Source organism: Streptomyces cyaneofuscatus (genome assembly GCF_033109485.1).
Taxonomy (GTDB): Bacteria; Actinomycetota; Actinomycetes; order Streptomycetales; family Streptomycetaceae; genus Streptomyces; species Streptomyces cyaneofuscatus.
In genome coordinates this window covers 3,205,487-3,227,433 of sequence record NZ_CP137002.1, presented here as the reverse complement: position 1 = coordinate 3,227,433, position 21,947 = coordinate 3,205,487, and the positions used below count along the sequence as shown (strand labels likewise).

At 71.5% G+C, this 21,947-nt stretch carries 26 protein-coding genes and 1 pseudogene; 10 read left to right on the top strand and 17 right to left on the bottom strand.

Features of this window, described 5'->3' with window-relative positions; all coding sequences use genetic code 11:
- The first annotated feature begins 57 nt into the window (after nucleotides 1-57).
- On the top strand, nucleotides 58-753 hold the full coding sequence (locus R2B67_RS13870) for an alpha/beta hydrolase (protein ID WP_030562033.1): 696 nt from the start codon (nucleotides 58-60) through the stop codon (nucleotides 751-753).
- 23 nt (nucleotides 754-776) lie between these two features.
- On the opposite strand, the gene R2B67_RS13865 is transcribed toward R2B67_RS13870, so the two are convergent.
- Complete coding sequence (locus R2B67_RS13865) at nucleotides 777-2,063, bottom strand: serine/threonine-protein kinase (RefSeq protein ID WP_317818172.1); 1,287 nt, start codon at nucleotides 2,061-2,063, stop codon at nucleotides 777-779.
- Nucleotides 2,064-2,250: 187 nt separating this feature from the next.
- On the opposite strand from R2B67_RS13865, the gene R2B67_RS13860 reads away from it, so the two are divergent.
- From R2B67_RS13860 to R2B67_RS13850, 3 genes are all read left to right on the top strand, one after another.
- Nucleotides 2,251-2,568 carry a cupin domain-containing protein gene (locus R2B67_RS13860; RefSeq protein ID WP_317818170.1) on the top strand — a complete coding sequence of 106 codons (318 nt, stop codon included), beginning with the start codon at nucleotides 2,251-2,253 and terminating at the stop codon, nucleotides 2,566-2,568.
- A 152-nt stretch (nucleotides 2,569-2,720) separates the two neighbouring features.
- Nucleotides 2,721-4,823 carry an ATP-binding SpoIIE family protein phosphatase gene (locus tag R2B67_RS13855; RefSeq protein ID WP_317818169.1) on the top strand — a complete coding sequence of 701 codons (2,103 nt, stop codon included), beginning with the start codon at nucleotides 2,721-2,723 and terminating at the stop codon, nucleotides 4,821-4,823.
- A gap of 52 nt (nucleotides 4,824-4,875) precedes the next feature.
- Entirely contained in the window at nucleotides 4,876-5,499 is a 624-nt protein-coding gene (locus R2B67_RS13850; RefSeq protein ID WP_317818167.1) for an HAD family hydrolase, read from the top strand.
- Between the two features lie 38 nt (nucleotides 5,500-5,537).
- On the opposite strand, the gene R2B67_RS13845 is transcribed toward R2B67_RS13850, so the two are convergent.
- From R2B67_RS13845 to R2B67_RS13805, 9 genes and pseudogenes are all read right to left on the bottom strand, one after another.
- Nucleotides 5,538-6,344, bottom strand: coding sequence for an HAD family hydrolase (locus tag R2B67_RS13845; protein WP_317818166.1), 807 nt, complete (start codon nucleotides 6,342-6,344; stop codon nucleotides 5,538-5,540).
- Between the two features lie 132 nt (nucleotides 6,345-6,476).
- A complete protein-coding gene (locus tag R2B67_RS13840) occupies nucleotides 6,477-6,953 on the bottom strand; it encodes a hypothetical protein (protein ID WP_317818164.1) in 477 nt (158 codons plus the stop codon).
- The gene (locus R2B67_RS13835) at nucleotides 6,950-7,189 is read right to left on the bottom strand and encodes a DUF397 domain-containing protein (RefSeq protein WP_317818163.1); all 240 of its coding nucleotides are present in this window, start codon (nucleotides 7,187-7,189) and stop codon (nucleotides 6,950-6,952) included. Before R2B67_RS13835 ends, R2B67_RS13840 begins: the two co-directional genes overlap by 4 nt.
- Before the next feature lie 66 nt (nucleotides 7,190-7,255).
- Entirely contained in the window at nucleotides 7,256-9,856 is a 2,601-nt protein-coding gene (locus tag R2B67_RS13830) for a hypothetical protein (RefSeq protein WP_317818162.1), read from the bottom strand.
- Nucleotides 9,856-10,536 (bottom strand): ABC transporter ATP-binding protein, encoded by a 681-nt coding sequence (locus tag R2B67_RS13825; RefSeq protein WP_317818160.1) that lies wholly within the window; start codon nucleotides 10,534-10,536, stop codon nucleotides 9,856-9,858. Before R2B67_RS13825 ends, R2B67_RS13830 begins: the two co-directional genes overlap by 1 nt.
- A 31-nt stretch (nucleotides 10,537-10,567) precedes the next feature.
- Nucleotides 10,568-10,933: a peptidase inhibitor family I36 protein gene (locus R2B67_RS13820; RefSeq protein ID WP_317818159.1), complete on the bottom strand. Its 366-nt coding sequence runs from the start codon at nucleotides 10,931-10,933 to the stop codon at nucleotides 10,568-10,570.
- 592 nt (nucleotides 10,934-11,525) lie between these two features.
- A pseudogene (locus tag R2B67_RS13815) lies at nucleotides 11,526-11,803 on the bottom strand (IS1380 family transposase); the annotation flags it as partial.
- 104 nt (nucleotides 11,804-11,907) lie between these two features.
- Nucleotides 11,908-12,123 carry a DUF397 domain-containing protein gene (locus R2B67_RS13810; protein WP_317818157.1) on the bottom strand — a complete coding sequence of 72 codons (216 nt, stop codon included), beginning with the start codon at nucleotides 12,121-12,123 and terminating at the stop codon, nucleotides 11,908-11,910.
- A complete protein-coding gene (locus R2B67_RS13805; RefSeq protein ID WP_317824846.1) occupies nucleotides 12,120-12,980 on the bottom strand; it encodes a helix-turn-helix domain-containing protein in 861 nt (286 codons plus the stop codon). Before R2B67_RS13805 ends, R2B67_RS13810 begins: the two co-directional genes overlap by 4 nt.
- Before the next feature lie 72 nt (nucleotides 12,981-13,052).
- Between R2B67_RS13805 and R2B67_RS13800 the strand changes: the two genes are divergently transcribed.
- The 3 genes from R2B67_RS13800 to R2B67_RS13790 are packed head-to-tail and all read left to right on the top strand — an operon-like array spanning nucleotide 13,053 to nucleotide 14,277.
- A complete protein-coding gene (locus tag R2B67_RS13800; protein WP_109979140.1) occupies nucleotides 13,053-13,313 on the top strand; it encodes a hypothetical protein in 261 nt (86 codons plus the stop codon).
- Nucleotides 13,310-13,687, top strand: a complete 378-nt coding sequence (locus tag R2B67_RS13795) for a hypothetical protein (RefSeq protein WP_317818154.1) — start codon at nucleotides 13,310-13,312, stop codon at nucleotides 13,685-13,687. The genes R2B67_RS13800 and R2B67_RS13795 overlap by 4 nt, the downstream gene beginning before the upstream one ends.
- A 50-nt stretch (nucleotides 13,688-13,737) precedes the next feature.
- Entirely contained in the window at nucleotides 13,738-14,277 is a 540-nt protein-coding gene (locus tag R2B67_RS13790; RefSeq protein ID WP_317818153.1) for a hypothetical protein, read from the top strand.
- Here R2B67_RS13790 and R2B67_RS13785 read toward each other — a convergent pair.
- Nucleotides 14,274-14,663, bottom strand: a complete 390-nt coding sequence (locus tag R2B67_RS13785; RefSeq protein ID WP_317818152.1) for a VOC family protein — start codon at nucleotides 14,661-14,663, stop codon at nucleotides 14,274-14,276. The genes R2B67_RS13790 and R2B67_RS13785 overlap by 4 nt on opposite strands.
- Before the next feature lie 74 nt (nucleotides 14,664-14,737).
- Nucleotides 14,738-15,193, bottom strand: a complete 456-nt coding sequence (locus R2B67_RS13780; RefSeq protein ID WP_317818151.1) for a VOC family protein — start codon at nucleotides 15,191-15,193, stop codon at nucleotides 14,738-14,740.
- Between the two features lie 22 nt (nucleotides 15,194-15,215).
- On the opposite strand from R2B67_RS13780, the gene R2B67_RS13775 reads away from it, so the two are divergent.
- Nucleotides 15,216-15,845 carry a CGNR zinc finger domain-containing protein gene (locus R2B67_RS13775; RefSeq protein ID WP_317818150.1) on the top strand — a complete coding sequence of 210 codons (630 nt, stop codon included), beginning with the start codon at nucleotides 15,216-15,218 and terminating at the stop codon, nucleotides 15,843-15,845.
- Between the two features lie 43 nt (nucleotides 15,846-15,888).
- Nucleotides 15,889-16,278, top strand: a complete 390-nt coding sequence (locus tag R2B67_RS13770; protein ID WP_317818148.1) for an SRPBCC domain-containing protein — start codon at nucleotides 15,889-15,891, stop codon at nucleotides 16,276-16,278.
- A 28-nt stretch (nucleotides 16,279-16,306) separates the two neighbouring features.
- Here R2B67_RS13770 and R2B67_RS13765 read toward each other — a convergent pair whose 3' ends face one another.
- From R2B67_RS13765 to R2B67_RS13745, 5 genes are all read right to left on the bottom strand, one after another.
- Nucleotides 16,307-17,047 (bottom strand): carbonic anhydrase, encoded by a 741-nt coding sequence (locus R2B67_RS13765; protein WP_317818147.1) that lies wholly within the window; start codon nucleotides 17,045-17,047, stop codon nucleotides 16,307-16,309.
- 129 nt (nucleotides 17,048-17,176) lie between these two features.
- Nucleotides 17,177-17,644 carry a hypothetical protein gene (locus tag R2B67_RS13760; protein ID WP_317818145.1) on the bottom strand — a complete coding sequence of 156 codons (468 nt, stop codon included), beginning with the start codon at nucleotides 17,642-17,644 and terminating at the stop codon, nucleotides 17,177-17,179.
- Nucleotides 17,645-17,662: 18 nt separating this feature from the next.
- Complete coding sequence (locus R2B67_RS13755) at nucleotides 17,663-19,282, bottom strand: FAD-dependent oxidoreductase (RefSeq protein WP_317818144.1); 1,620 nt, start codon at nucleotides 19,280-19,282, stop codon at nucleotides 17,663-17,665.
- Nucleotides 19,283-19,343: 61 nt separating this feature from the next.
- Nucleotides 19,344-20,369, bottom strand: coding sequence for an EamA family transporter RarD (gene rarD / locus R2B67_RS13750; protein WP_317818143.1), 1,026 nt, complete (start codon nucleotides 20,367-20,369; stop codon nucleotides 19,344-19,346).
- 154 nt (nucleotides 20,370-20,523) lie between these two features.
- Nucleotides 20,524-21,393, bottom strand: coding sequence for an SDR family oxidoreductase (locus R2B67_RS13745; protein ID WP_317818142.1), 870 nt, complete (start codon nucleotides 21,391-21,393; stop codon nucleotides 20,524-20,526).
- 212 nt (nucleotides 21,394-21,605) lie between these two features.
- On the opposite strand from R2B67_RS13745, the gene R2B67_RS13740 reads away from it, so the two are divergent.
- On the top strand, nucleotides 21,606-21,941 hold the full coding sequence (locus R2B67_RS13740; RefSeq protein ID WP_106435278.1) for a winged helix-turn-helix transcriptional regulator: 336 nt from the start codon (nucleotides 21,606-21,608) through the stop codon (nucleotides 21,939-21,941).
- The last annotated feature ends 6 nt before the right edge of the window (nucleotides 21,942-21,947 follow it).

Genomic DNA, 21,947 nt, shown 5'->3' with positions numbered 1-21,947 from the left:
CCCGGCCGCAGCGCACAAGACTTCCTCCCAGTGACCATCCCCGGGAGGAAGAGCATCATGTCCGACAAGCCCACCATCGTCCTCGTCCATGGTTTCTGGGGTGGCGCCGCCCACTGGGCGAACGTCATCACCGAACTGAACAAGCGCGGGTACGACCGGATCCGAGCCGTCGAGAACCCCCTCACCTCGCTCGCCGACGACGCCGAGCGCACCCGCAAGATGGTCAAGCAGGTCGACGGTCCCGTCGTCCTGGTCGGCCACTCCTACGGCGGCGCCGTCATCACCGAGGCCGGCGACCTGCCCGACGTCACCGCCCTCGTCTACATCGCCGCCTTCGCCCCCGACGCCGGCGAGAGCCCGGGGCAGATCAGCCAGGAGAACCCGCCCGCCGCCTTCGACAACATCGCCCCCGACTCCGACGGCTACCTCTGGATCGCGCAGGACAAGTTCCGCGAGAGCTTCTGCCAGGACCTGTCCGCCGACGAGGCCCTGGTCATGGCCGTCACCCAGAAGGCGCCGCTCGGCTCCACCTTCGGCGACAACGTCACCGCCCCGGCCTGGCGGAACAAGCCCACCTGGTACCAGGTCTCCACCCAGGACCGCATGATCCACCCCGACAACGAACGCCGCATGGCCCAGCGGATGAACCCCCGCCGGACCGTCGAGCTCGACGCGAGCCACGCCTCCCTGGCCTCCCAGCCGCAAGCCGTGGTCGATCTGATCGAGGACGCCGTACGCGAGACCGCCGGCTGACAGCTTCCAGGGGGGCGCTCGGTCTACGTGAAGCACTCCAGGATCAGCGGCAGATCCTCCAGCCACTCCTGGAGACGGGCCCGCTTGCGGGCCGCGAGCAGGCAGGGATAGGGCGCGCCGTGGTGCGGATGGACGACGACCCTGAGGTGCTTGGGGCCCTCGGCCGCGTACCAGACGGTGCGGATCTCGGCCCAGGTGTACTGCTCCTCCGCGCCCGCCGGGCCGAGGGTGACGCCCCCCGAGTCGACGAGGAGGGAACTCCCCGGGCCGACCGCCACGAACGTCAGGTCGGCGTCGCCCGGTCCCTCGCCCGGTCCATGGCCCGGCCCCTGGCCCCGTGCGTCGACCGTCAACGCGGTCTCCGTCGGGGCCTGGTGCGGCAGGAGGGCGTTGGACGGCGCGTACGAAGGCGGCGGAGGCGGAGGCTGGGGTGCCGCCACCAAGGGGGGCGCCACGGGGGAATGCACCACGGTGGGCGGGTACGGCACCGGGTACGGGACGGTGTCCGGTGCGAACAGGTCCAACAGCTCAGCCGGTGTGGGCCGCCGGTCCGGCTCCTTCGCCAGGCACGCCGTCAGGACCGGCCGCAGGCCCTCCGGCACCGCGGCGAGGTCCGGCGGCTCGTGCACCGACCGGTACATCAGGCCCATCGGCGTCCCCGCCCCGAACGCACTGCCGCCCGCCGCCGCGACGAGCACCGCGCCCAGCGCGAACACGTCGGCCGCGCCCCCGACCTCCAGGCCCTGCGCCTGCTCGGGCGCCAGGAACCCCGGCGTCCCGAAGGCCGTGCCGGTGGCCGTGAGGCGGGTCGATTCCAGGGCCCGCGCGATCCCGAAGTCCAGGACCCGAGGCCCGTCCGGGGCCATGATGATGTTGCCGGGCTTCAGATCGCGGTGGACCAGCCCGCAGCCGTGAATCGCCGCCAGCGCCTCGGCGAGCGCCGCCCCCAGCTGCCGCAGCCGCGCCTCGTCCATCGGCCCCTCGGCCTCCAGCAGCGCGGCGAGCGTGGGCCCGGGAACGTACGCCGTGGCCAGCCAGGGCGCCGGAGCCGCCGGGTCCGCGTCCACCACGGGGGCGGTGTGGAAGCCGCCCACGCTGCGCGCCGCCGCGACCTCGGCGCGGAACCGCTCACGGAAGTGCGGGTCGCTCGCGAGCTCCGGGCGCGCCACCTTCACGGCCACCGCCCGCCCGCCGCGCGAACGCGCCAGATACACGGTGCCCATGCCGCCGGCGCCCAACTCCCGTTCCACGGCGTACCCGCCGATACGTTCCGGCAGCCTGCGGCCGTCCGCCCCGTACTCCGACTCCATGCGCTGTAAGCCCCCCTCGTGCTCCGGCGGTTCAGTATGGCGCAGCGGCAGGCCCGGGCCAGGCGCGAGTCTTTGCCGAACGGTCGACCACCCACTGCCCCGCCCCGGATAGCGTCCTGGCATCCGTTGATCCAGATGCGCGGACCCTTTCGTGAGCTGCGAGGAGGTCCGCCGGGAGGTGTGTGCGATGAGCGTGGTCAAGGTGTCGGAAGCGGCGACGGCCCTGCCCCGGGCGTGGAGTTCGCGGGTGCTCGGCCGGGTGGGGACGGCCGCGGTGAAGGTCCTGCGCATGGACGAACTGCCGGTGGAGGAGGAATGGCACGCGGAGCCCGAGGCGCTGCTGGTGCTCGACGGGACGCTCGAACTGGCTGTGAACGGCGAGGCGGTGACGGTGGGCCCGGGCGAGATGTACGTGGTGGCGGCGGACACCGCCCACGCGGTACGCCCCGGCAGCAGCGGCACGCTGGTCATAGTGGAGGCAGAGGGCCGGGGAGGGAGGCGGTGAGCCTGCCGCTGCTGTTCCTCGACGTGGACGGCCCCCGTCACACCCCCGCCGCTCCCCCGGTGGCCGCTCCAGCCGGGCCGGGTGATGCTGGTCCGGCACGTGCCGGTGCTCCGGGGCAGCGGTGTGCCGGAGCCTGAGGGGCAGGTGGAGCCGTGTCGTACGCCGAGACCCCGGCCGGGTCCGGAACCCCTCCGGGCGGCCTGGACGAGGCCCTGCTGAAGAGCCTCTTCGCCCAGTCCGCCGTAGGCCTCCTCGTGCTCGACCCGCAGCTCAGGCTCGTCCGCGCCAACTCCCTCGTCGAGGGCGTCGGGACCGAGGAGTACATCGGGCTCCCCTTCACCGAGGCCTTCCGGCTCGACGATCCGCAGGGGTCCGAACAGCTCCTCGAACGTGTCCTCGCAGGTGAGGGGCCCGTACGCGAGCATCTCGTACGCGGCCGGCTCCGCCGCATCCCCGGCGACCGGACCTTCCTGGTCTCCGCCTACCGCCTCGACGGCCCGGACGGCCCCGACGGCCCCGCGCTCGGGCTGCTGAGCGCGGTCGTCGACGTCACCGAGCGGGAGCGGGCCCGGGCCCGGGAGACTGCGCTGGCCGCCGTGCGCGACGCGGTCGGCGGGTCGCTGGACGTGGCCACCACCTGCCGGGCCTTCATCGACGCGCTGGTGCCGGGCTTCGCCGACCTCGCCGTCATCGAGGTGGTGGACGAGGTCCTGCGCGGGGCCGACCCGCCCGTGGGCCCCCTGCCGCCCGAGACTTCGCTGCGCTGCGCGGGGAGTGGCCGCTGCGACACCGTCCGGGGCGACGAGCCGGGCCGGACCCGCCCGGTCGGCGGAACCCGCCGCCTCCCTCCTCGTACGCCGTACGCACGCGCCGTCACGGACCTGCGCCCCCGGCTCGTCCCGCTCACCGCCGACACCCCGTGGCTCGACCCCGACCCGGAAAGCATCCACGCCCTCGCGGAGACCGGCGCGCACTCGCTCATCGTCGTGCCCCTCACCTTGCGGGGAGCGGTCCTCGGGCTGGTCAGCCTCTATCGCTGCGGGGCCGCCGAGCCGTTCGACGAGGAGGACGTCTCCCTGGCCGGTACGGCGGCCACCCGCGCGGCCCTCGCCATCGACAACGCCCGCCGGTACGAGCGCGAGCATGTCATCGCCTCCACCGTCCAGCGCCGCCTCCTCCCGCAGGCCGAACGCCACCAGGCCGCCGTGGAGACCGCCCACGTGCTCCTCCCCGGCCGGGACAGCGGCTGCTGGTTCGACACGATCGCGCTCTCCGGGGCCCGTACGGCACTCGTCGTCGGCGGGGTCGCGGGGGAGGGGCTCCAGTCGGCGATCGCCATGGGCCAGCTCCGTACCGTCGTCCAGGCACTCGCCGGCCTCGACCTGGAGCCGGAGGAGGTACTGGCCCGCCTCAAGGAGACCGCCGACCGCCTCGCCCACGAACGCGCGGCCCTGCCCCCGAGCGACTCCCTCCACGGCGAGGAGCTGCGGGCGGGATGCGTGTACGGGGTCTACGACCCGTTCACCCGGACCTGCACGGTCGCCCGGGCCGGGCACCCCGCGCCCCTGATCGTCGGCCCCGACGGACAGCGGATCACCGTCGACGCTCCCGAGGGCCCCGGCCTCTTCGCCGACGACAGCGCCCTCTTCGCCCCCACCACCGTCACCCTGGAGGAGGGCAGCCTCCTCGCGTTCTGCACGGCCGAACTGCTCGCCGACGAGCACGCCGAGGAACGCATCACCCGGACCCTGGCCCGCCCCGGCCGCAGCCTCCAGCAACTCGGCGACGACATCGTGTACGCCCTCCCCGACGACACCCGCTCCGCCGGGGCGGCGCTGCTCCTGGCCCGTACGGGTACGGTCTCCGACCACCGGGTCGCCACCTGGGACCTTGCCCAGGAACGCACCACCCCCGCCACCGCGCGCCTGCTCGTCCGCGACCGGCTCCAGGGCTGGGGGCTCGACGAGGACACCGTCGACGCGACCGAACTGATCGTCAGCGAACTGGTCACCAACGCCGTCCGCTACGGAACCCCGCCGCTGCGCCTGCGCCTCCTGCTGGACACCAGCCTCACCTGCGAGGTCCACGACGGCTCGACGGCCTCCCCGCACCTGCGCCACGCCCGCACGGTCGACGAGGGCGGCCGGGGCCTGTTCATCGTCTCCCGCCTCGCCGCCCACTGGGGAGCCCGGCACGGCCCGGACGGCAAGGTGCTGTGGACGGAACAGGACCTTCCGGGTGGCGGAGCGCACTGACGGGCTGATCGGAGGGAACTGCGCCGTACGCTGGCGGCGGAGGGGGATTCGTATGACGGCAGCCTGCGTCATCCTCGACATCGGGGGCGTACTGGAGCTCACGCCGGACACCGGCTGGGTTCAACGGTGGGAAAAACAGCGGGATTTGGCGCCCGGCACCGTGGACGAGCGCCTGCGTGACGTGTGGGAGGCCGGGAGCGTCGGCAGCATCGGCGAACCAGAGGTGCGGGAGCAGGTGGCGGCACGCCTGGCGCTCGACGCGGTACGGCTCGAAGCGTTCATGGGGGACCTGTGGGCTGAGTACCTGGGTACCCCGAACGAGGAGCTCATGGCCTACCTGCGGGGGATACGACGACGCTGCCGGCTGGGCATCCTGAGCAACAGCTTCGTCGGCGCGCGGGAGCGGGAGACGGCGCTGTACCGCTTCGACGAACTGGTGGACGAGATCGTCTACTCGCACGAGATCGGCATCAGCAAACCCGACCCGCGCGCCTTCGAGGCAGCCTGCGCGGCCTTGGGCGTACGCCCCGAGGACTGCCTCTTCGTGGACGACGTCGTGATCAATGTCGAGGCGGCCAGGGCGCTGGGCATGCAGGCGCACCTGTACGAGGACAACGCCCGGACCATCGCGCGGATAGCGGCCCATGTGGAGGCCGGGCGCGCCCTAGGCGGCTGAGGGGGGGCGCCCGCCCGGCCGACTGCCGGCCCGGCCGCTCAGCCGAACAGCCGCTCCAGCACCTCCGCCACCCCGTCCTCCGCGTTCGTCGACGTCACTTCGTCCGCCGCCGCCCGCAGTTCCGGATGCGCGTTGCCCATGGCCACGCGGTGGCCGGAACGGCGGAACATCGGCAGGTCGTTGGGCATGTCCCCGAACGCGACCGTCCCCTCCGCCCCGATCCCCAGCAGCTCGGCCGCCGCCGCGATCCCGGTGCCCTTGTCCACCCCGTACGGAGCCAGCTCGACCGTGCCGGGCCCCGCCATGCTGACGCTCGCCAGGTCGCCCACCGCCCCGCGCGCGGCGGCCGCCAGCGCGTCGTCGCCGAGCTCCGGGTGGCGGACCAGCACCTTGATGACCGGCCGCTCCCACAGCGCGTCCCGGGAGTCCACGCGGAGGGCGGGGAGCGTCGGATTCGGCATCCGGTAGCCGTTCTCGATCAGGGTGACGCCGTCGACCCCGTCCTGGTCCACGGCCGCGAACACCGCCCCGACCTCCGCCTCCAGCTTGCCGAGCGCGGTGTCGGCGGCCTCCCGGTCCAGGGTGACCGAGCGCAGGAGCCGCGCGCTGTCGGCGTCGTACAGCTGCGTGCCCTGGCCGCACACGACGAGCCCGGTGTACGCCAGGTCGGCGAGGAGCGCCCGTATCCCGGGGACGGGTCGCCCGGTGACGATGAGGTGCCGGGCCCCGGCGGAGCCGGCGAGGGCGAGCGCGGCGCGGGAGCGGGCGCTGACGGTGTCGTCCGGGCGCAGCAGGGTGCCGTCCAGGTCGGTGGCGACGAGGGCATATGCGGGTGGCGTGGGCATGGGCCACAGCCTAGAAGGGCCCGGACGGCCGCTTGCGCGGGAGGGGAGGATCGGGTAGGCGGTACGCGTGCGGGCCCGGCAGGCCGTGGACGGCAGGCGGTACGCGTACGGGGGAGAGCCGCCGGGAACGGCTCAGCCCGGGCGCTCGCTCGCACGCCGAACCGCCGCCAGCAGCCGCCGCACACCAACCGCGTGCCCGCCCGACCCGAAGACGAGCAGCCGGTAGGCACGCCCCGCCCGCCCGGGAAACGCGGCCCGGCTCTCGGCCCGCAGGCGGGTGCGGCCCGGCCCGTCGGGTTCGAGCCGGAAGATCAGCAGGTAGGACGAGAACCGATGACGCCCCTGGAGGGTCAACTGCTCCCCCGGCGAGGCGACGAGCACCCGGAACCCGGGGAACGCCGACCCCGCGGCGAGCGGACGCGGCCCTGCCGACCGGGCGTCGTCGGCCCCGACCAGCCGCGCGTAGACGGCGGCGGGCACCCGAGAGAAGGACCGCTCCAGCTCGCCGCACAGCCCGCGCCAGACGTCGTCGGCCTCGGCGGCGATGACGGTGGCGTGTTCGTCCAGGTGGGGCGGTGGGTCGCCGTGCACCGGGGCTCCGTCGCTCACGCGCCGCCGAACTCCCCGGCGCGGACGCCCGCGACGAACGTGGTGAAGGCGGTGGCGGGGACGGTGAGGACCGGGCCGGTGGTGGTGTCGTTCTTGGAGTCGCGGACGGGGACGATCCCGTGCGGGGCGGCCAGGTTGGTGGCGACCTCGACGCACTGGCCGCCGTTTTCGCTGTACGAGGACGTGAACCAGCGGGGGGTCTCGGCCTCGGGTTCGGTCTCGTTCGGCTTCGTCACGGCGTGCCCTTTCGTCGCTGGTCGGTTGTGTCCGTGGGAGCTGCGGCTCCCGGCACTTGCTACCCCCTACCGGCGTAGGGCGAGCGTCGATCGGGTTGCGGCGAGTGCGGAGGCCAGGGCGAGAGTGGCGAGGAGCAGGCTCATCTGTCCCCAGGGAATGCTGAGCTCGAAGTCGGGGATCTGGGTGGCCAGAGCCACGGTCGGGACGATGGCGATGAAGAGCCCGAGGAGAGTGGCGGTTCCGAGAAGGAGGGCGTACTGCCAGAGGATGATGTGGCGGCCCCAGGATGGCGGGATGCCCAGCGCGATGAGGCTGTCGACGTAGGTCTTCAGTGCCCGGGTCTGGCCGCGGAGCGCAGTGAGGACGGTGAAGAGCGCAAGCAGGGCCAAGGCCGCAGCGGAGACGTACAGCGCTGTATCCGGGACCGGTGGTTCTGGCTCGACATAGATGTAGGCGGCGCGTGCGTCGATCGCGTGGTCCTGGAGAATCTGTTGCACGCGCGCGTCCTGGCCGTCGTCGGCGTCGGCGACCATGATCGGGCCCCGCGCGGCGATGGGGAGGCCAAGGCGGCGGGCGGTGTCGACGAGAAGGATTCCGTCCGTGCCGGCGCGCCAGCCCGTGCGTGCCAGTTCCAGTGGCTTGGCGGGCATGGGAGGGGTTTCGGTGAGGATGCGGTCGTCCTCGGCCACCACAAGTCGGGTCGGCTGTCCTTCGGGGGGCGGGGCGTTGTCGCGGTCCGCCCAGACGAGGAGGCCGCCGCGGTCGAGCAGCGCCCGCTGGTCGGCGGTGAGGGGGCGGCCGGTCAGAACGAGAACGTCGTCGGGTGAGTCGACGGCCAGGATGCCGCCTTCGTTGCCTTGGCGAGTTGTGCTGGGGACGGGGCCGGTCTCGTCCACGGTCTCCTTCGAGAGGCGGTGGAGTTCCACCTGAGGAAGGCCTTCGAGAACTTTGCTCTCCTTGAGCACGGCGAGCATCCGCTCGGGTGGTGCGAAGGCGCTGCTGGCCCGGTGCGCCAGGAGTACCTGGCCGGGCAGAACCTCCGGTTGCACGGTGTTCTCACTGCTGCGGATCAGGGTGTCGAGAAGGGCGAGCATGCCCAGGCTGGCGCCGATGATCACAGTAAGGACGGCGAGGGCGGCCTGTGCCCGCCTTCGGTCGGCCTGCAGTTGACGGCGGGCCAGCCTGCGGCGGGCGTCATGCTCCGTGAGCAGGCGGGTCGCGAATCCGAAGAACTCCGGCAACGTCAGCACCACCGCGGCCGTGATCAGGGCGGTCAGGAACATGCCCTCGGACGGGGTGTCGAGGCGTGTCGCCGTGTAGACCACGCAGACGCACCAGACGCCCAGCGCGGCCAGCTGGCGAACATCGCGGACAACCGTCGCAACACTCTTCTTGCCGGGATTCTTCGCGCGCGGCTGGTGTGCCGGTGAGGTGGTGGTGGGGAGAGGCTGCTCACTGCGGGTCCGGCGGGCCAGAAGCAGCCCCGCGCCGGTCAGCACTCCGGTTGCCGCGACCAGGGCGAGGAGCTGCGCAGCAGCGTCTGTCACTCCTTCGACATCCCCCACCGGCCGGTCTTGCAGGTACGCGAGGAGAGGTCGTAGGGCCCAGCCGGTGGCGGCTCCGGCAGCGGCACCGGCGGTAGCTGCCGCCAGGCACCATGCCACGCAGGCCAGGCTCACGGCCGCTACCGTGGTGGCGGGTCGCAGCCCCAAGGACACCATGGTCTCCGTGGTGCGCCGCAGGCGTCGGTCGACGAGCCCGAACATCAGCAGCACGGCGCCGATGGGGACCAGAACGGCGGGGATGGCGTATCCGGCGGGAGACTTCTCGATCCAGTAATCGGCTGCTCTGGTCTCCAGCTGTGCCCGAAGGGTCGGCGGGACGGGCAGAAGCTCCGGTCCGCCCTTGGCCTCCTGCGAGCTGGAGCCATCGCTGTACGACGTGAGCGCCTTTGTCACCGCGTCCATGACGGCTTGTTCCGGACCCCCGGTCCACAGCAGGTACGGCTGCGCGGCCAGGGAGGGATAGCCCTCAGCTACTTTCCGGTCCAGGCTGCTCCATGTGCCCGGCGCGGCGAGCAGGGCCGAGGTTTTCGCGTAGTGGTTGTCCGCGACGCCCACCACGCGGAGCCGAACGTCACCCAGCACGGTGAGCGTCTGGCCCGCTGCGGCTTTGACATCCGCTGGGTCGGTCACAACGACCTCGCCCGGCTGTTGCGGCCAGCGCCCGGCCGTCAACTCGTACACGTCCGGGTACGGGTTGGGCTTCCACTGCCCCTCCAGCAGCGTCACGTTCCGTGCCGGAGTAACGGCGAGTTGCACGTCGAGCGCGGTGAGGAAGGCGGCGGACTCGTTCGCACCGGCCTGCTGCGCCGCCCGGGCCATGGCCGGGGCCGGCGTCTCGCTGCCGGGGGGAATCGTCATCTCGGCGCTTGCGAGAGCGCCGAAACGGCCCAGGTCGCGATCGGCCTCCTGAGCACCTGAGAGTGACAGAGTCGACAACGCGATGAACATGGCCATCGTGAACAGACCCGCCACGAACACCGTTGAAGAGGCACCGATCCATTGGCCCTGGCGCCGGCCCAGCCGCCATGCCAGTCGTACCGCGAGCCGTGGCTGCGGCAGGACCGAATTGCCCTTGTCAGCCTGCTTCGGCTGCCGCGCCATCAGCGCTGTTCCAGGCGGCCGTCGACGACCTCATAAACCGAGTCGGCGAACTCCCGGCAGCGGGGGTCATGGGAGCACACCACTGCCAGCACCCCCTCGTCGCACAACTTCCGCAGCAGCGTGAACATTTCCCTCGTGGCGGCCGAATCCAGCGCTCCTGTCGGCTCGTCCGCCAGGAGCACGGCGCGGTCACCGGCCAGCGCGCGGGCAATACCCACCCGCTGCCGCTGGCCGCCGGACAGCTGACCTGGAAGTCGGTCCTCCAGCCCGGCCAGGCCCACGCGGGCCAATTGGGCGACAGCCTCCGCACGGGCAGCAGAGGACGTTTCCCCGCGCGCCTCCAGCGGCAACGCAACGTTCTCGGCGGCGGTGAACTCCTCCACCAACTGGTGGTGCTGGAAGACCACTCCGACGGCATCCAACCGCAGCCGCGCGCGCTGGGCCTCATCCGCCGCACTGACGTTGACACCGGCGACCTGGATGTCACCGGTGTCGGCGACATCCAGGCCGGCCAGCAGGTTCAGCAGGGTCGACTTCCCGGAGCCGCTCGCCCCGTATACGCAGACGAACTCGCCCGCGCCTGCGGCGAAGTTCACCTCCTGTGCAGCCCACACCGTTTCCACTGCCGATCGGTAGGCTTTACACAAGTCGCGCGTTTGGATGAGCGGTGCTCCGGTCATTTCGTCAGCCCTTCTGCTCTCTCTGAGCGGTTTAGCAGCCGTACCTGGTTCGCCACGAGCTGACCTCGTCGCTGTTCAGCGGCGAAACGTTGTTGTCATTGGCTTCCGGGGCCATGCCCTGCCTGTCGCCGGTGCCGTTGAAGGCGCCGTACATACAGCCCGAGTGGGTGCCCGACTCGTTGGACCAGGAGTCCATCGCATTGTCGTTGTCGCCGCTCAGATTGACGAGCGTGGCGCTGCCGTGGGCTCGCTCGCCGATCATCCACTGGTAGTCGTTGTTGCCCCACATGCACATGTTGTTGTTGTTGCAGTCGCTTATCGCCGCGTTGGCCACGGGGGTGACCATCAGGGCGGAGCCGACGAGCATGACGGAAGCGATAGCCTTCTTGATTCTCACGTGCTCTCCTTCTCGTGAATCCCGACATTGCGCGTACACAGGCACCTCGGGATCACGCCGTCAGGCAAGCCGCGTTGCGCAAGCACGAACGCCTCGTCCGTACCGGCAGAAATTTCCCCCCCCCCAGGTGCTTGCAAGATCGGATGGCATCACGTTGCGGAGCATTTCGACAACGCTCAGTTTCAGACAGCACGACGCACAAGGATCGTAGCAACTTCCTGCCCCTGCAAGGATTTTCGTCGCCGAACTTCGCATAGTCTTCCCATTGCGCAAGCGAGTGATCGACCATCTGCCCCTTGCGTTTATTTTGGCCGAATCCTCGTTCGTAAATGGTGTCATCCACTCCACTTCCGGGATTCAGGCCCTCTGTGGGAGCTCGCAATCCGATCATGGTTGGACCCTTCTTGAGCCGGCTCCAGGAGGAGAGGCTGCTGGCGAGGCAAATGAAGGCGTCGTGCAGTTCGGTGCACTGTCTTGGCGAACGGCAAGGCGCTGGAAGTGGTGGCCCTAGAAAAGGGGCTGCCCGCGAGAACATCACGCTCGGTCAACCCCGCACCTTCGGCGACGACGCGGTGTGGGACCTACGCCTCCCGCGCTGTGCGAGCCAGGCGAGGAAGGTGTGGGTGCCGCCGGTGGGGTCGGTGCGAATCAGGGTCCGACGCCCGCGCCGGTACTCCTTCGGTAACGGGGCCAGGGCCGGCCCGGTGGCGGTGATGGGGTCGGATGCGATGGTCGATCCCGCGTCGCCCGGTCGAAGGAGGACCGCAAATGGCTCACCGGTGCGGGGTGGTGGCCGTAGGTCCGCTTCTACGTGGGTGCGGCGTCTCCCTTCTCGGAGTGCGCGATCACCAGCACCCCGTCGAGGTCCACGGCCTTCTCGACGCAGGCGGCGAGGGTATCCATGAAGAAGCCCCACCGCACACCTGCGGTGGGGCTTCCCTGCCCAGGCCGCCTGCGCGCGGCCGGGCGGCTTTTCAGACCGCGCCGAACTCCCCGGCGCGGACGCCCGCGACGAACGTGGTGAACGCGGTGGCGGGGACGGTGAGGACCGGGCCGGTGGTGGTGTCGTTCTTGGAGTCGCGGACGGGGACGATCCCGTGCGGGGCGGCCAGGTTGGTGGCGACCTCGATGCACGCGCCGCCGTTGTTGCTGTACGAGGACGTGAACCAGCGGGGGGTCTCGGTTGTCACGGGGTGCCCTTTCGCAACTGCTTGACGATGTCAACGGAGGCCGCCTGCGAGGGAGCTACCGCCTGCATCCGATGGTAGTCCGAGAGCAGGGGCAGTACACCGGTCGTTTCCCGTTCCACATAGCCCTGTTGTGCGGATTCGGCGTACGACATGATCGAGCGGTCCACCATCGTCAGGATGTAGACCGGCAGGTCGAACGGGCGGAGTTCTCCCAGGTCGAACGGGACCACCTGCAGGATCGTGTTGGGCAGTTCGGCGAAGTCGATGAGGCGGTCGAACTGCGACTTCATGACCTCCGGTCCTCCGATGGGGCGACGCAGACAGCTCTCGTCCAGCATCGCGAAAACCATCGTCTCCCGGCCAGCGAGGACGGCCGCCTGTCGTTGTGCGGTGACCGCGACCCGCTCCTGGGCTTGCTCGGGCGTGATGGTTCCGCGCCGGACTGCGCTCTCCGCGAGGACCGTCGCGTACTCCGGGGTCTGGAGCAGGCCCGGCATGACACCGACCTCGTACAGCCTGATCTCCGCCGCCCGGCGCTCCAGGCCGAGGAATTCAGGGAATCCCGCCAGCAGACTGCCGTGCTTGATCTCCCGCCATTCGCGCTCGAAGGACTCGGGGCTGCCGACCAGGCCGAAGATCTGATCGGCTCTCCGGGAGAAGGGCAGGGTTGCGGATTTGCGGCCAGTTTCCATCGCCGAGATATGCCTGCCGCTGCAACCGGACTTGTCGCCCAGCTCGTCCTGCGTCCAGCCCCGGGCGTCCCGTAACTTGCGCAGACGCGCACCGTACGCCGCCTGCGGGCTGGCCTCGGCATTCAGTTCCTTGCGATACACGAACGTGCCCTCCCGAACCGCCATGTTGAAGACACTTCGACGGTAGGTCACGCTGAGCCTCCCCGGTAGTCGTATGGCTACAGAGAGGAGCTATAGGTGTACGGCGAGAACGTATGCCCGAATCACGAGCGGTGCCCGCGCGTCCCTGACCCTGGAACTCTCCTGGTGGACACCACCCGTGGGGACCGCGTGGGGGAGTTCCGGGGGGTCGCCGGCTTCTACTGGTCGCTTCGCCCTGTGGGCGGCGGCATCGAGTGGGAGGTGGAGCCCCGCTACGTACGCCCCGCGCTCCTCATGGAACAGCTCCGCGCCCGTACCGCTCGCCTCAACGCCCGCAGCCGGGGAGAAGTGCTGTGAACCCCGCCCAGGCGCCCGCCCGTTGGTACGTCGCCGAGAGCCGTGCGGGCGACGCCGCCAGGTCCGTACGGCTCGGCGGGGTCACCGCTCCGACCCGGCGGCTCGCGCTCCGGTGGCTGCGGCGGCAGGCGCGGCGGTTCGCGGACGCGCTGGACCCCGACCCGTACGCCCCCTGGGTGCCGGCGGGCGCCCTGCACCCGGTCGCCCGCGCTCCGCACGACGCACCGGCCGAACTCCGCGCCTGGGCGGGCAGCTGGCGCGAGCACGACTACGCGCTGCTGCGGCTCGCGGACGGGCTGCCGTACGAGTTCGTCGCCCGCGACGCCCTGGCCTGGTACGGGCTCGTCGTCCGTCCGGTGGCCGGTGGCCGGTAGCCCGTAGCTGGAGAACCCTTCCCCCTCCTCAACCACCAAGGATCATCGCCGTGTTGCAGTGCACCGCCTTCGCCGAAGTCCCCGAGATGGGCACGCTCGTCGTGCTCACCGCCATGAACGCCGAACCGGGGCCGACTCCGTCCCCGGCCGTGCCCGGAGTACCGGAACTGCCCGAGCTGGAAGACATGCTGCTGTGCGAACTGGGCGAGCACGACGAGAAGACCGAGCACGCCGCACAGCTCTGGGCGGGCGAGATGGCCGCCTCGCGGGACCTGTGGATGTTCTGGACCGACACGGACACCGACACCGGGATGCGCCGCAGCTTCCGGTTCGCCGAACTGCCCCCGTGCCCCGCCGTCATGCGCACGCTGGCCACCGATGAGCGGGAGGTGTGCGTCCTGTTCGACCGCCACACCGCCCCGCACTCCTGGGACGTGACCGATCCCCTCGCGGACCTGATGGCGGAGCGGATGCGGGAGGAGGTGGAGCGGGAGCGGGGCGGCGGGGGTGGAGGGGGCAAAGGTGCCGGCGAGGGTGGGAGGGAGGGGGAAGCTGATGAGGGCGGCGCGGGCGTGACGCCTTCCGGTTAGCCGGCCTGCGCGATCTGGATCAGGTTGCCGCACGTGTCGTCCAGGATCGCCGTCGTCACCGGGCCCATCTCCAGCGGCTCCTGCGTGAACCGCACCCCGAGCCCCCGCAGCCGGTCGAACTCCGCCCGTACGTCGTCCACGGCGAAGGCGGCGGCCGGGATGCCGTCCTCGACGAGGGCCGTCTTGTACGGGCCGACCGCGCGGTGGCGGTCCGGCTCCAGCAGGAGTTCGGTGCCGTCGGGGTCCTCCGGCGAGACGACGGTCAGCCAGCGGTCCGGGCCGCCCATCGGCACGTCGTGCTTCGTCACGAACCCCAGAACGCCCGTGTAGAAGCGCAGCGCCTTTTCCTGGTCGTCGACGAAGACGCTGGTCAGGTGGATCTTCATGAGAGTGCTCTCCTGGTCGGTCGCAGTCGGGAAGGGGCTTAAGGGGGGTCTTAATAGGTCACGCGTGACCTCTATTAGTTCACGCAGAACTCGTTGCCCTCAGGATCTGCGAGTACGAGCCAGCTCCCGCCCGGCTCGTCTACCGCGCGCAGGATGCGCGCGCCCAGCGCCACCAGCCGTTCCGCCTGCGCGTCGCGCTCGCCGGGGGCCGTGTGTACGTCGATGTGGAGGCGGTTCTTGACCGTCTTCGGTTCCGGGACGCGCTGGAACAGCAGCCGCCGCCCCAGCCCCGTACCGCTCGTCTCGTCGTACGGGTCGTCCGGGTGCCGGGCTGCCGCGAGGTCGCGCCAGGCGCGGCGGCCGTGGGCGTGGGTGGTGATGGGCCCGGGGATGGCTCCGGCGGCGAGCAGCTGCTCGACCAGGGCGCTGTTGTCCTCGATCAGGTAGCCGAGGGCCTCGGCCCAGAATCCGGCCTGGGCGTGCGGGTCGGCGCTGTCGATGACGAGCTTCCAGGACAGTGTGCGTGTCATGGAAACCGTTTATAGTGGTTACATGAGTACGAGCGCAATGGACACGCCGGGACGGCCGGGGCCGGCCGGGATGTTGTTGGTGCATCCGGACGGCAGCTCGTTCCGGTTCGACCCGGGTGCCCTGTGTCTGGAGCTCCTGCCGACCGGTGGACCCGGGCCCCTCGCGTACTTCGAGGTGCTGCACGGCCCCGATGACGTGGTGCGCTGGGCGGGGGAGAGCCGGCTGCCCGGCGGGCTGGACCTTGCCGTGAGCCCGGCCGAGGTGGCGGCCTCGCGCCTCCTGCGCGATGCGCTCTGGCGGCTGGCGGAGGCCCGGGTGGCCGGGCTGTCGGCCGCGCCGGACGACCTCGCCACCGTGAACGACGCGGCGGCGCACCCGCCCCTGACCGCCCGGCTGACCGCCGAGGGGGCGCGGGAGTGGGCGGCGGGGGCGACCGGGACCGCGCTGCTCTCCACCGTCGCGCGGGACGCCGTCGACCTGTTCACGGGGGCGTACGCCCACCGGGTCCGTACGTGCGGCGCCGACGACTGCCGCCTGCTGTTCGTCGACACCTCGCGGCCCGGCAGGCGGCGGTGGTGCTCGATGGAGCGGTGCGGAAACCGCCACAAGGTCCGTGCTCACCGCGCCCGGCTGACCACTGACGGAAGCTGACGACTGGCTGACCGAAGCTGACCACTGACTGAAGGGGTGTGCCATGCCTACCGGACTCACTCAGGACGCGGGCTGGGAGATCGGTGTCTCCCGCACGATCCAGCAACCGCCGCAGGCCGTATGGGAGTTCATCACCGGACCGGAGGGCGTCGCGCTCTGGCTCCGCGCCGAGGGGCCGCTCCCGACGGAGAAGGGCGCTCCGTACCGTACGGCGGACGGGGTCGAGGGCGAGATCCGCAGCTACCGCCCGGGCGACCGCGTCCGCCTCACCCACGGCACGTCCACGGTTCAGGTCGCCGTGTCACCCGGCAGCAGCGAGGGCCGGGCCGTGCTCCGCTTCCACCAGGAGCGGCTGGCGAGCGCGGAGGAGCGGGAGGAGCGGCGTACGTACTGGAAGGGCGTCATGGACCGGGTGGTGGCCGAACTGAGCTGAGCTGCCCCGAGGGGCTTGGTGCGCCCGGTCACCTCACCCGGTGCACCAACTGCGTGCTCAGTTCGTAGCGGGCGCCGACGATCGCCAGCTTTCCCGCGTTCACCTTGGCGGCGAGATCGGCCTCCCGCGACAGCCGCGAGCGGACCAGCCGCACCTGCGCGTCGATCGTCGCGTCCACCCGTGCGGCGCCGTGGTGGGTGTGGTCGATCGCGGGCTTGATCTGGTCGGCTATGTACTGGATGTGGGCGGGCAACTCCGCCCCCGTCTCCTCCGCCTCCACGGCGGCGGCGACCGCCCCGCACGCCTGGTGGCCCAGGACCACGACCAGGGGGATGCCGAGCTCCAGGACGCCGTAGGCGATGCTTCCGAGAACGGCCTCGTCGAGGACCTCGCCGGCCGAGCGCACGGTCATGAGGTCGCCGAGCCCCTGGTCGAAGACCAGCTCCGGCGGTACGCGGGAATCGATGCAGCCGAGGATGAGGGCGAACGGGTGCTGGCCGGAGACCAGCGACTGGCGCAGCGGGCGCGCCTCGTGCGGGTGCCGCTGGTGCAGGGTGCGCCACCGCCGGTTGCCCGTCGAGAGCTCCGCCAGCGCGGCGGCGGGGGTGTCGGGTCTGGGGGAAGGACGTCTGAGGGCGGTGGCTCCGGCCGGGGAGGCGCCGGTGACGAGGCCGGTTCCGGCGGCCACCGCGGCGGTGGCCACGGAGGCGCGGAGCAGGGCGCGGCGGCTGGTGGCCACCCGGGTTTGATCATGTGGGGTCGTTTTCACGCACGGACGGTAACTCCGTTGTCGTTACCGGTCTTTCGCGTCGGCCAAGTCTTGGCGAACTCTTGAACTCTCCTTGGCTGTAAGCCACTTGGGGCCGCCCGGTGGTCCGCCGGTGATCGCAGCCCGACTTCAGTCCGTACGGGGGAGGCAGGCCGCGCAGACGTGCTCGTCCGTCGCCGCCAGCAGCCGCGCGGCGGCCTCCCGTACGGCCGGGGGCTGGGCCGACGAGGCGCCCGCGGCCAGCCGGGCAGCCGTCGGGCGGCCCTCCGCCACCGCCTCGTGTGCCGCGCGCGTCCACTCGGGGTGCTGGGCGTGGCCGGCGGCGAGGATCGTGGCGAGCAGGTCCAGCACGCCCGCCCGGTCCTTGACCGTCTCCGTCGCCGCCAGCTCCCACAGGAACGGCACCGCGGCCACCGTCGCGTCGAACACGGCCGGGGCACCGATCCACTGGTCCAGGTCCCTCAGGGCGTCCTCGGCGGTCGGGCCGTCACCCCAGGCGATCCGCGACAGCATGCCGGGAACCTGGGACGCGGAGCCGTACGCGTGCTGCAGCTCGTGCCACCGCACGTTCCTCATCTCGCCCAGGACAGTCCCCATCCGGGCACTCAATCAGCCTTATCGCACCGCGTCCACCATGCCGGGTGCCCCGTGCAGCTGCCGCAGGTACTCCCGTACGGAACCGGGGTCGCCAGCCGGGGCCGCGATCCCCACATGGTGGTCGGGCCGGATGGCGACAAGACCGCTTCCACCTGCGCCGATGCCGTACGCGGCTGCCGCATGCCCCTGGTCGTCGATCAGCGATCCGGGCTCCGCCGTGCCGGGGTCCTCGTGGGCGGCGTACACGCGGCAGGCGCGGACCCCGGGCCCCTCTCCGTACGTGGCCGCCACCTCCCGCAGCACCGCCGCGCTCGCGGGGCCGAAGCCGAGGACGGTGGTGTGCGGGCCGGCGAAGGTGCCGTACAGGTGCGTGTGCTCCCCGGTCGCGGCGTCCCGGCAGGGGGCGTCGGGGGCGCGGTCGCCGGGGTGCGGGGCGCTGGACGCGCTGGTGGCTTCCGTGTCCGCTTCCTTTCCCGCCAGGCTGCTCCACCGGTAGCCGATGCCGAGTCCCGCCGTCTCCGGGGTCATCGCGGTACCCAGGTGCCCGCCCGGTTCGCGGATCGCCTCCAGGGTCGCCCGCAGCCGGTCGAAGGTCAGGTCGAGGGTCCAGGCGGCGACGGGCAGCCGCTCCTCCTCGTACGTGTCCAGCAGCCCCGCGTCCGCCTGCCCGGCGAGCACTTGGCCCAGCTTCCAGCCCAGGTTGAAGGCGTCCTGGATCCCCGTGTTCATCCCGAGCCCGCCCGCGATGGCGTGCACATGGGCCGCGTCCCCGGCGAGGAGGACCCGGCCCACCCGGAAGCGGTCGGCCATACGGACGTTCACCCGGTACGTCGACAGCAGCTCGGCCCGGGTCAGATGGCGGCCCGGCAGGCCGGTGTGCCGGGTGAAGAGCCGCCGGAAGCCGTCGAGGGTGGGCGCGAGCGGCCGGCCGTCCGCGTCCCGCTCGGGCCCGGCCTGGAACCACCACCCCGTCCGCGTACCGGGAATCGGGCAGAGCATGACCGCCCCGTCCTCGTCGAACCACTGGTGCCACCGGTCCCGCCCCAGGTCCTCGTGGTCCAGCTCCACATCGCCGCTGACCATCACCTGGTCCTCGGCGGTCGTCCCGTCGAAGGTGATCCCGAGCAGTTTGCGTACGGGGCTGTGGGCGCCGTCGCACCCGACGACATACCGCGCGCGTTCCACCCGGCCCTCCGCGAACGTCACGTCCACGTACTGCCCGCCGTCCCCCTCCGCCAGGCCCACGACCTCGCGGCCCAGCTCGACGTGGACGTCGTGACCCGCCAGCCGGACGCGCAGGATCTCCTCCAGCCGCCATTGGGCGATCAGCCACGGCCGGTCGAACCGCGTGGCCGGTGTCGGGGCCGCGTCCGCCCAGGGGTCGGTCTCGGCGACCGGGCGGTGGTCGCGGTACACGCGCATGGGCAGCGGCACCGAACCGGCGGCCAGCACCTCGTCCACCACCCCCAGGTCCGCCAGGATCTCCAGCGACCGGGGGTTGGGGCCCTTGGCGCGCGAGGTGCGGGGGTGGGCGGGGGACTTGTCCACGATGCGTACGGCGGCGCCCCGCCGGGCCAGGTCGAGGGCCAGGGTCAGGCCGGTGGGGCCCGCGCCCACGATGAGTACGTCGTCGGTCATGGCTGCTCCTCGGTCACGATTTCGAAGAGGCAAGAAAATCGCAACCGAGTAATAAAAGCAACTAGGTAATCTTTTGTTGGGTTGCGGTCTCCGGCGCTCCGGTCTCCGGCGTCACGGTCTCCGGCGTCACGGTCTCCGGGGTCGCCGGTGCCGGGGCCGCCGCCGCGGTCGCCAGCAGGTTCGCCGCCAGGACCCGGTTGCGGCGGGCGTTGCGCAGCGCGTCCCAGGTCAGCAGGGACAGGGCCAGCCAGACCAGCGCGAACCCGGCCCACCGCTCGGGCGGCATCTCCTCGTGGAAGTAGACGATGCCGAGGACGAACTGGAAGACCGGCGCCAGATACTGGAGCAGCCCCAGCGTCGAGAGCGGCACCCGGATCGCCGCCGCGCCGAAGCAGATCAGCGGAACCGCCGTGACGATGCCCGTCGCGGCGAGCAGCGCCCCGTGGCCCAGCCCCGCGTTTCCGGCGGTGAACGTCGACGCGCCGGTGGCCGTCAGCCAGAGCAGGAAGCCGAGCGCGGGCAGGAACAGGACGGCGGTCTCGGCGGCCAGCGACTCCAGGCCGCCCATGTTGACCTTCTTCTTGATCAGGCCGTACGTGGCGAAGGAGAACGCCAGGACCAGCGAGATCCACGGCGGCCGCCCGTACCCGATCGCCAGCACGAGTACGGCGGCCAGGCCGGTGGCGACCGCGATCCACTGCGCCGGCCGCAGCCGCTCGCCGAGCAGCAGGACGCCCATGGCGATGGTGACCAGCGGGTTGATGAAGTAGCCGAGCGAGGCCTCGACGACCTGGCCGTGGTTGACGGCCCAGATGTAGAGGCCCCAGTTGAGGGTGATGGTCGCCGCCGCCACCGATATGAGGCCCAGCTTGCGCGGGTCGCGGGCCAGCTCGCCGATCCAGGCCCAGCGCCGGATGACGAGCAGCGCGATCCCGACGACGGCCAGCGACCAGACCATCCGGTGGGCGAGGATCTCGATCGCCCCGGACGGCTTCAGGAGCGGCCAGAAGAGGGGGACGATGCCCCACATCCCGTACGCGCCGACTCCGTACAGCAGGCCTGCCCGCTGTTCGTTCTTCCCCTTCACGGGCCCCTCCCGGACTGCCTGCGCCGGCGCGTCTGCCCGACGGGATGACGGTAACGCCGGAAGGGCCTCGTGTCATAGCCGTTTCAGGTAAACACTCATGACAGGTGCGACATGGGTGGGGGGAGGGGCTGGTGAGGGTCCTGTGGGCAGGAGGTCAGGCGGCGGCCAGCGCCGCTCGTGCGGTGGTGGCCAGCGGGGTCGTCGGGCGGCCGGTCAGCCGGGCCAGGTCGCCGCTCGTTCCCGCCAGCCGCCCGCGCGCGATGGCCTCGTCCACGTCGGTGAGGATCGCGGCGAACCCCTCGGGCAGGCCCGCGCCGACCAGGATCTCCTGGTGCACGGCGGCCGGGACCTCCTTGTACGCGATCTCCTTGCCGGTCACCTCGGACAGCAGGGCCGCGTACTCCGCGAGCGACCAGGCGGTGTCGCCGCTCAGCTCGTAGGCCTTGCCGAGGTGGCCCTCGCCGGTCACCGCGGCCGCCGCCGCGGCGGCGTAGTCGGCCCGGGAGGCGGAGGCGATCCTGCCCTCGCCCGCGTTGGCGACGACCGCGCCGTGCTCCAGGACGGGGGCGAGGTTGGCGGTGTAGTTCTCCGTGTACCAGCCGTTGCGGAGGAAGGTGTACGGCAGCCCGGAGTCCAGGATCAGCTGTTCGGTGGCCTTGTGCTCGTCGGCCAGCAGGAAGTCCGCGTCGGGTCCGCCGAGAATGCCGGTGTACGCGAGCTGCGCCACGCCCGCCGCCTTCGCCGCCTCGACGATCGCGGAGTGCTGCGCGACCCGCTTGCCCACCTCGCTGCCGGAGATCAGCAGCACCCGGTCACCGGCCCGGAATGCCTCGGCGAGGGTCTCGGGGCGGTCGTAGTCGGCGATACGGAGCTCGACGCCCCGGGCCGCGAGTGCGGCGGCCTTCTCCTTGTTGCGGACGACGGCGACGATCTCGCCGGTCTCGCCGGCCGGGACCGTGGCCAGCAGTTCGTCGATGACGAGGCGGCCGAGTTCTCCGGTGGCTCCGGTGACGACGATGCTCATGGGGGGCTCCTGCTGTCGGTGATTGCTTTCGTGCTTTCCCGATCGAGCGTAGGACGGGCGCTAACTAATGGAAAGTACCCACTTTGAAGTAAGGTACTGGCATGGGAGTGAGTGAGTGTGATGCGGGAGCGACCTCTGCGGGACCGGTCGGTCCGGTCGGTCCGGTCGGCCTGGAAGGCCTGCCGAAGCCCGTCCAGGACGTCAACCAGCCGATGTGCCCGTCGCGCGGGGTGCTGGAGCATGTGACGAGCCGCTGGGGTGTCCTCGTCCTGGCAGCCCTGCTGGAGCGCTCGTACCGCTTCAGCGAGCTGCGCCGCACGATCGGCGGGGTCAGCGAGAAGATGCTCGCCCAGACCCTCCAGACCTTGGAGCGCGACGGCTTCGTCCACCGGGACGCGAAGCCGGTGATCCCGCCCCGGGTGGACTACTCGCTCACCCCGCTCGGCACCGAGGCCGCCGAACAGGTGTGGGCGCTCGCCCGCTGGACCGAGCGCCAGGTGGACACGGTGCAGGCGGCGCGCGAGGCGTACGACAAGGCCCGGGCCTGATCCCCC

Coding starts and splice junctions, on each gene's coding strand:
- R2B67_RS13870 (WP_030562033.1), top strand. CDS start 58: ATGTCCGACAAGCCCACCATCGTCCTCGTCCATGGTTTCTGGGGTGGC.
- R2B67_RS13865 (WP_317818172.1), bottom strand. CDS start 2,063: ATGGAGTCGGAGTACGGGGCGGACGGCCGCAGGCTGCCGGAACGTATC.
- R2B67_RS13860 (WP_317818170.1), top strand. CDS start 2,251: ATGAGCGTGGTCAAGGTGTCGGAAGCGGCGACGGCCCTGCCCCGGGCG.
- R2B67_RS13850 (WP_317818167.1), top strand. CDS start 4,876: ATGACGGCAGCCTGCGTCATCCTCGACATCGGGGGCGTACTGGAGCTC.
- R2B67_RS13845 (WP_317818166.1), bottom strand. CDS start 6,344: ATGCCCACGCCACCCGCATATGCCCTCGTCGCCACCGACCTGGACGGC.
- R2B67_RS13830 (WP_317818162.1), bottom strand. CDS start 9,856: ATGGCGCGGCAGCCGAAGCAGGCTGACAAGGGCAATTCGGTCCTGCCG.
- R2B67_RS13825 (WP_317818160.1), bottom strand. CDS start 10,536: ATGACCGGAGCACCGCTCATCCAAACGCGCGACTTGTGTAAAGCCTAC.
- R2B67_RS13805 (WP_317824846.1), bottom strand. CDS start 12,980: ATGGCGGTTCGGGAGGGCACGTTCGTGTATCGCAAGGAACTGAATGCC.
- R2B67_RS13785 (WP_317818152.1), bottom strand. CDS start 14,663: ATGAAGATCCACCTGACCAGCGTCTTCGTCGACGACCAGGAAAAGGCG.
- R2B67_RS13780 (WP_317818151.1), bottom strand. CDS start 15,193: ATGACACGCACACTGTCCTGGAAGCTCGTCATCGACAGCGCCGACCCG.
- R2B67_RS13775 (WP_317818150.1), top strand. CDS start 15,216: ATGAGTACGAGCGCAATGGACACGCCGGGACGGCCGGGGCCGGCCGGG.
- R2B67_RS13770 (WP_317818148.1), top strand. CDS start 15,889: ATGCCTACCGGACTCACTCAGGACGCGGGCTGGGAGATCGGTGTCTCC.
- R2B67_RS13760 (WP_317818145.1), bottom strand. CDS start 17,644: ATGGGGACTGTCCTGGGCGAGATGAGGAACGTGCGGTGGCACGAGCTG.
- R2B67_RS13755 (WP_317818144.1), bottom strand. CDS start 19,282: ATGACCGACGACGTACTCATCGTGGGCGCGGGCCCCACCGGCCTGACC.
- R2B67_RS13745 (WP_317818142.1), bottom strand. CDS start 21,393: ATGAGCATCGTCGTCACCGGAGCCACCGGAGAACTCGGCCGCCTCGTC.
- R2B67_RS13740 (WP_106435278.1), top strand. CDS start 21,606: ATGTGCCCGTCGCGCGGGGTGCTGGAGCATGTGACGAGCCGCTGGGGT.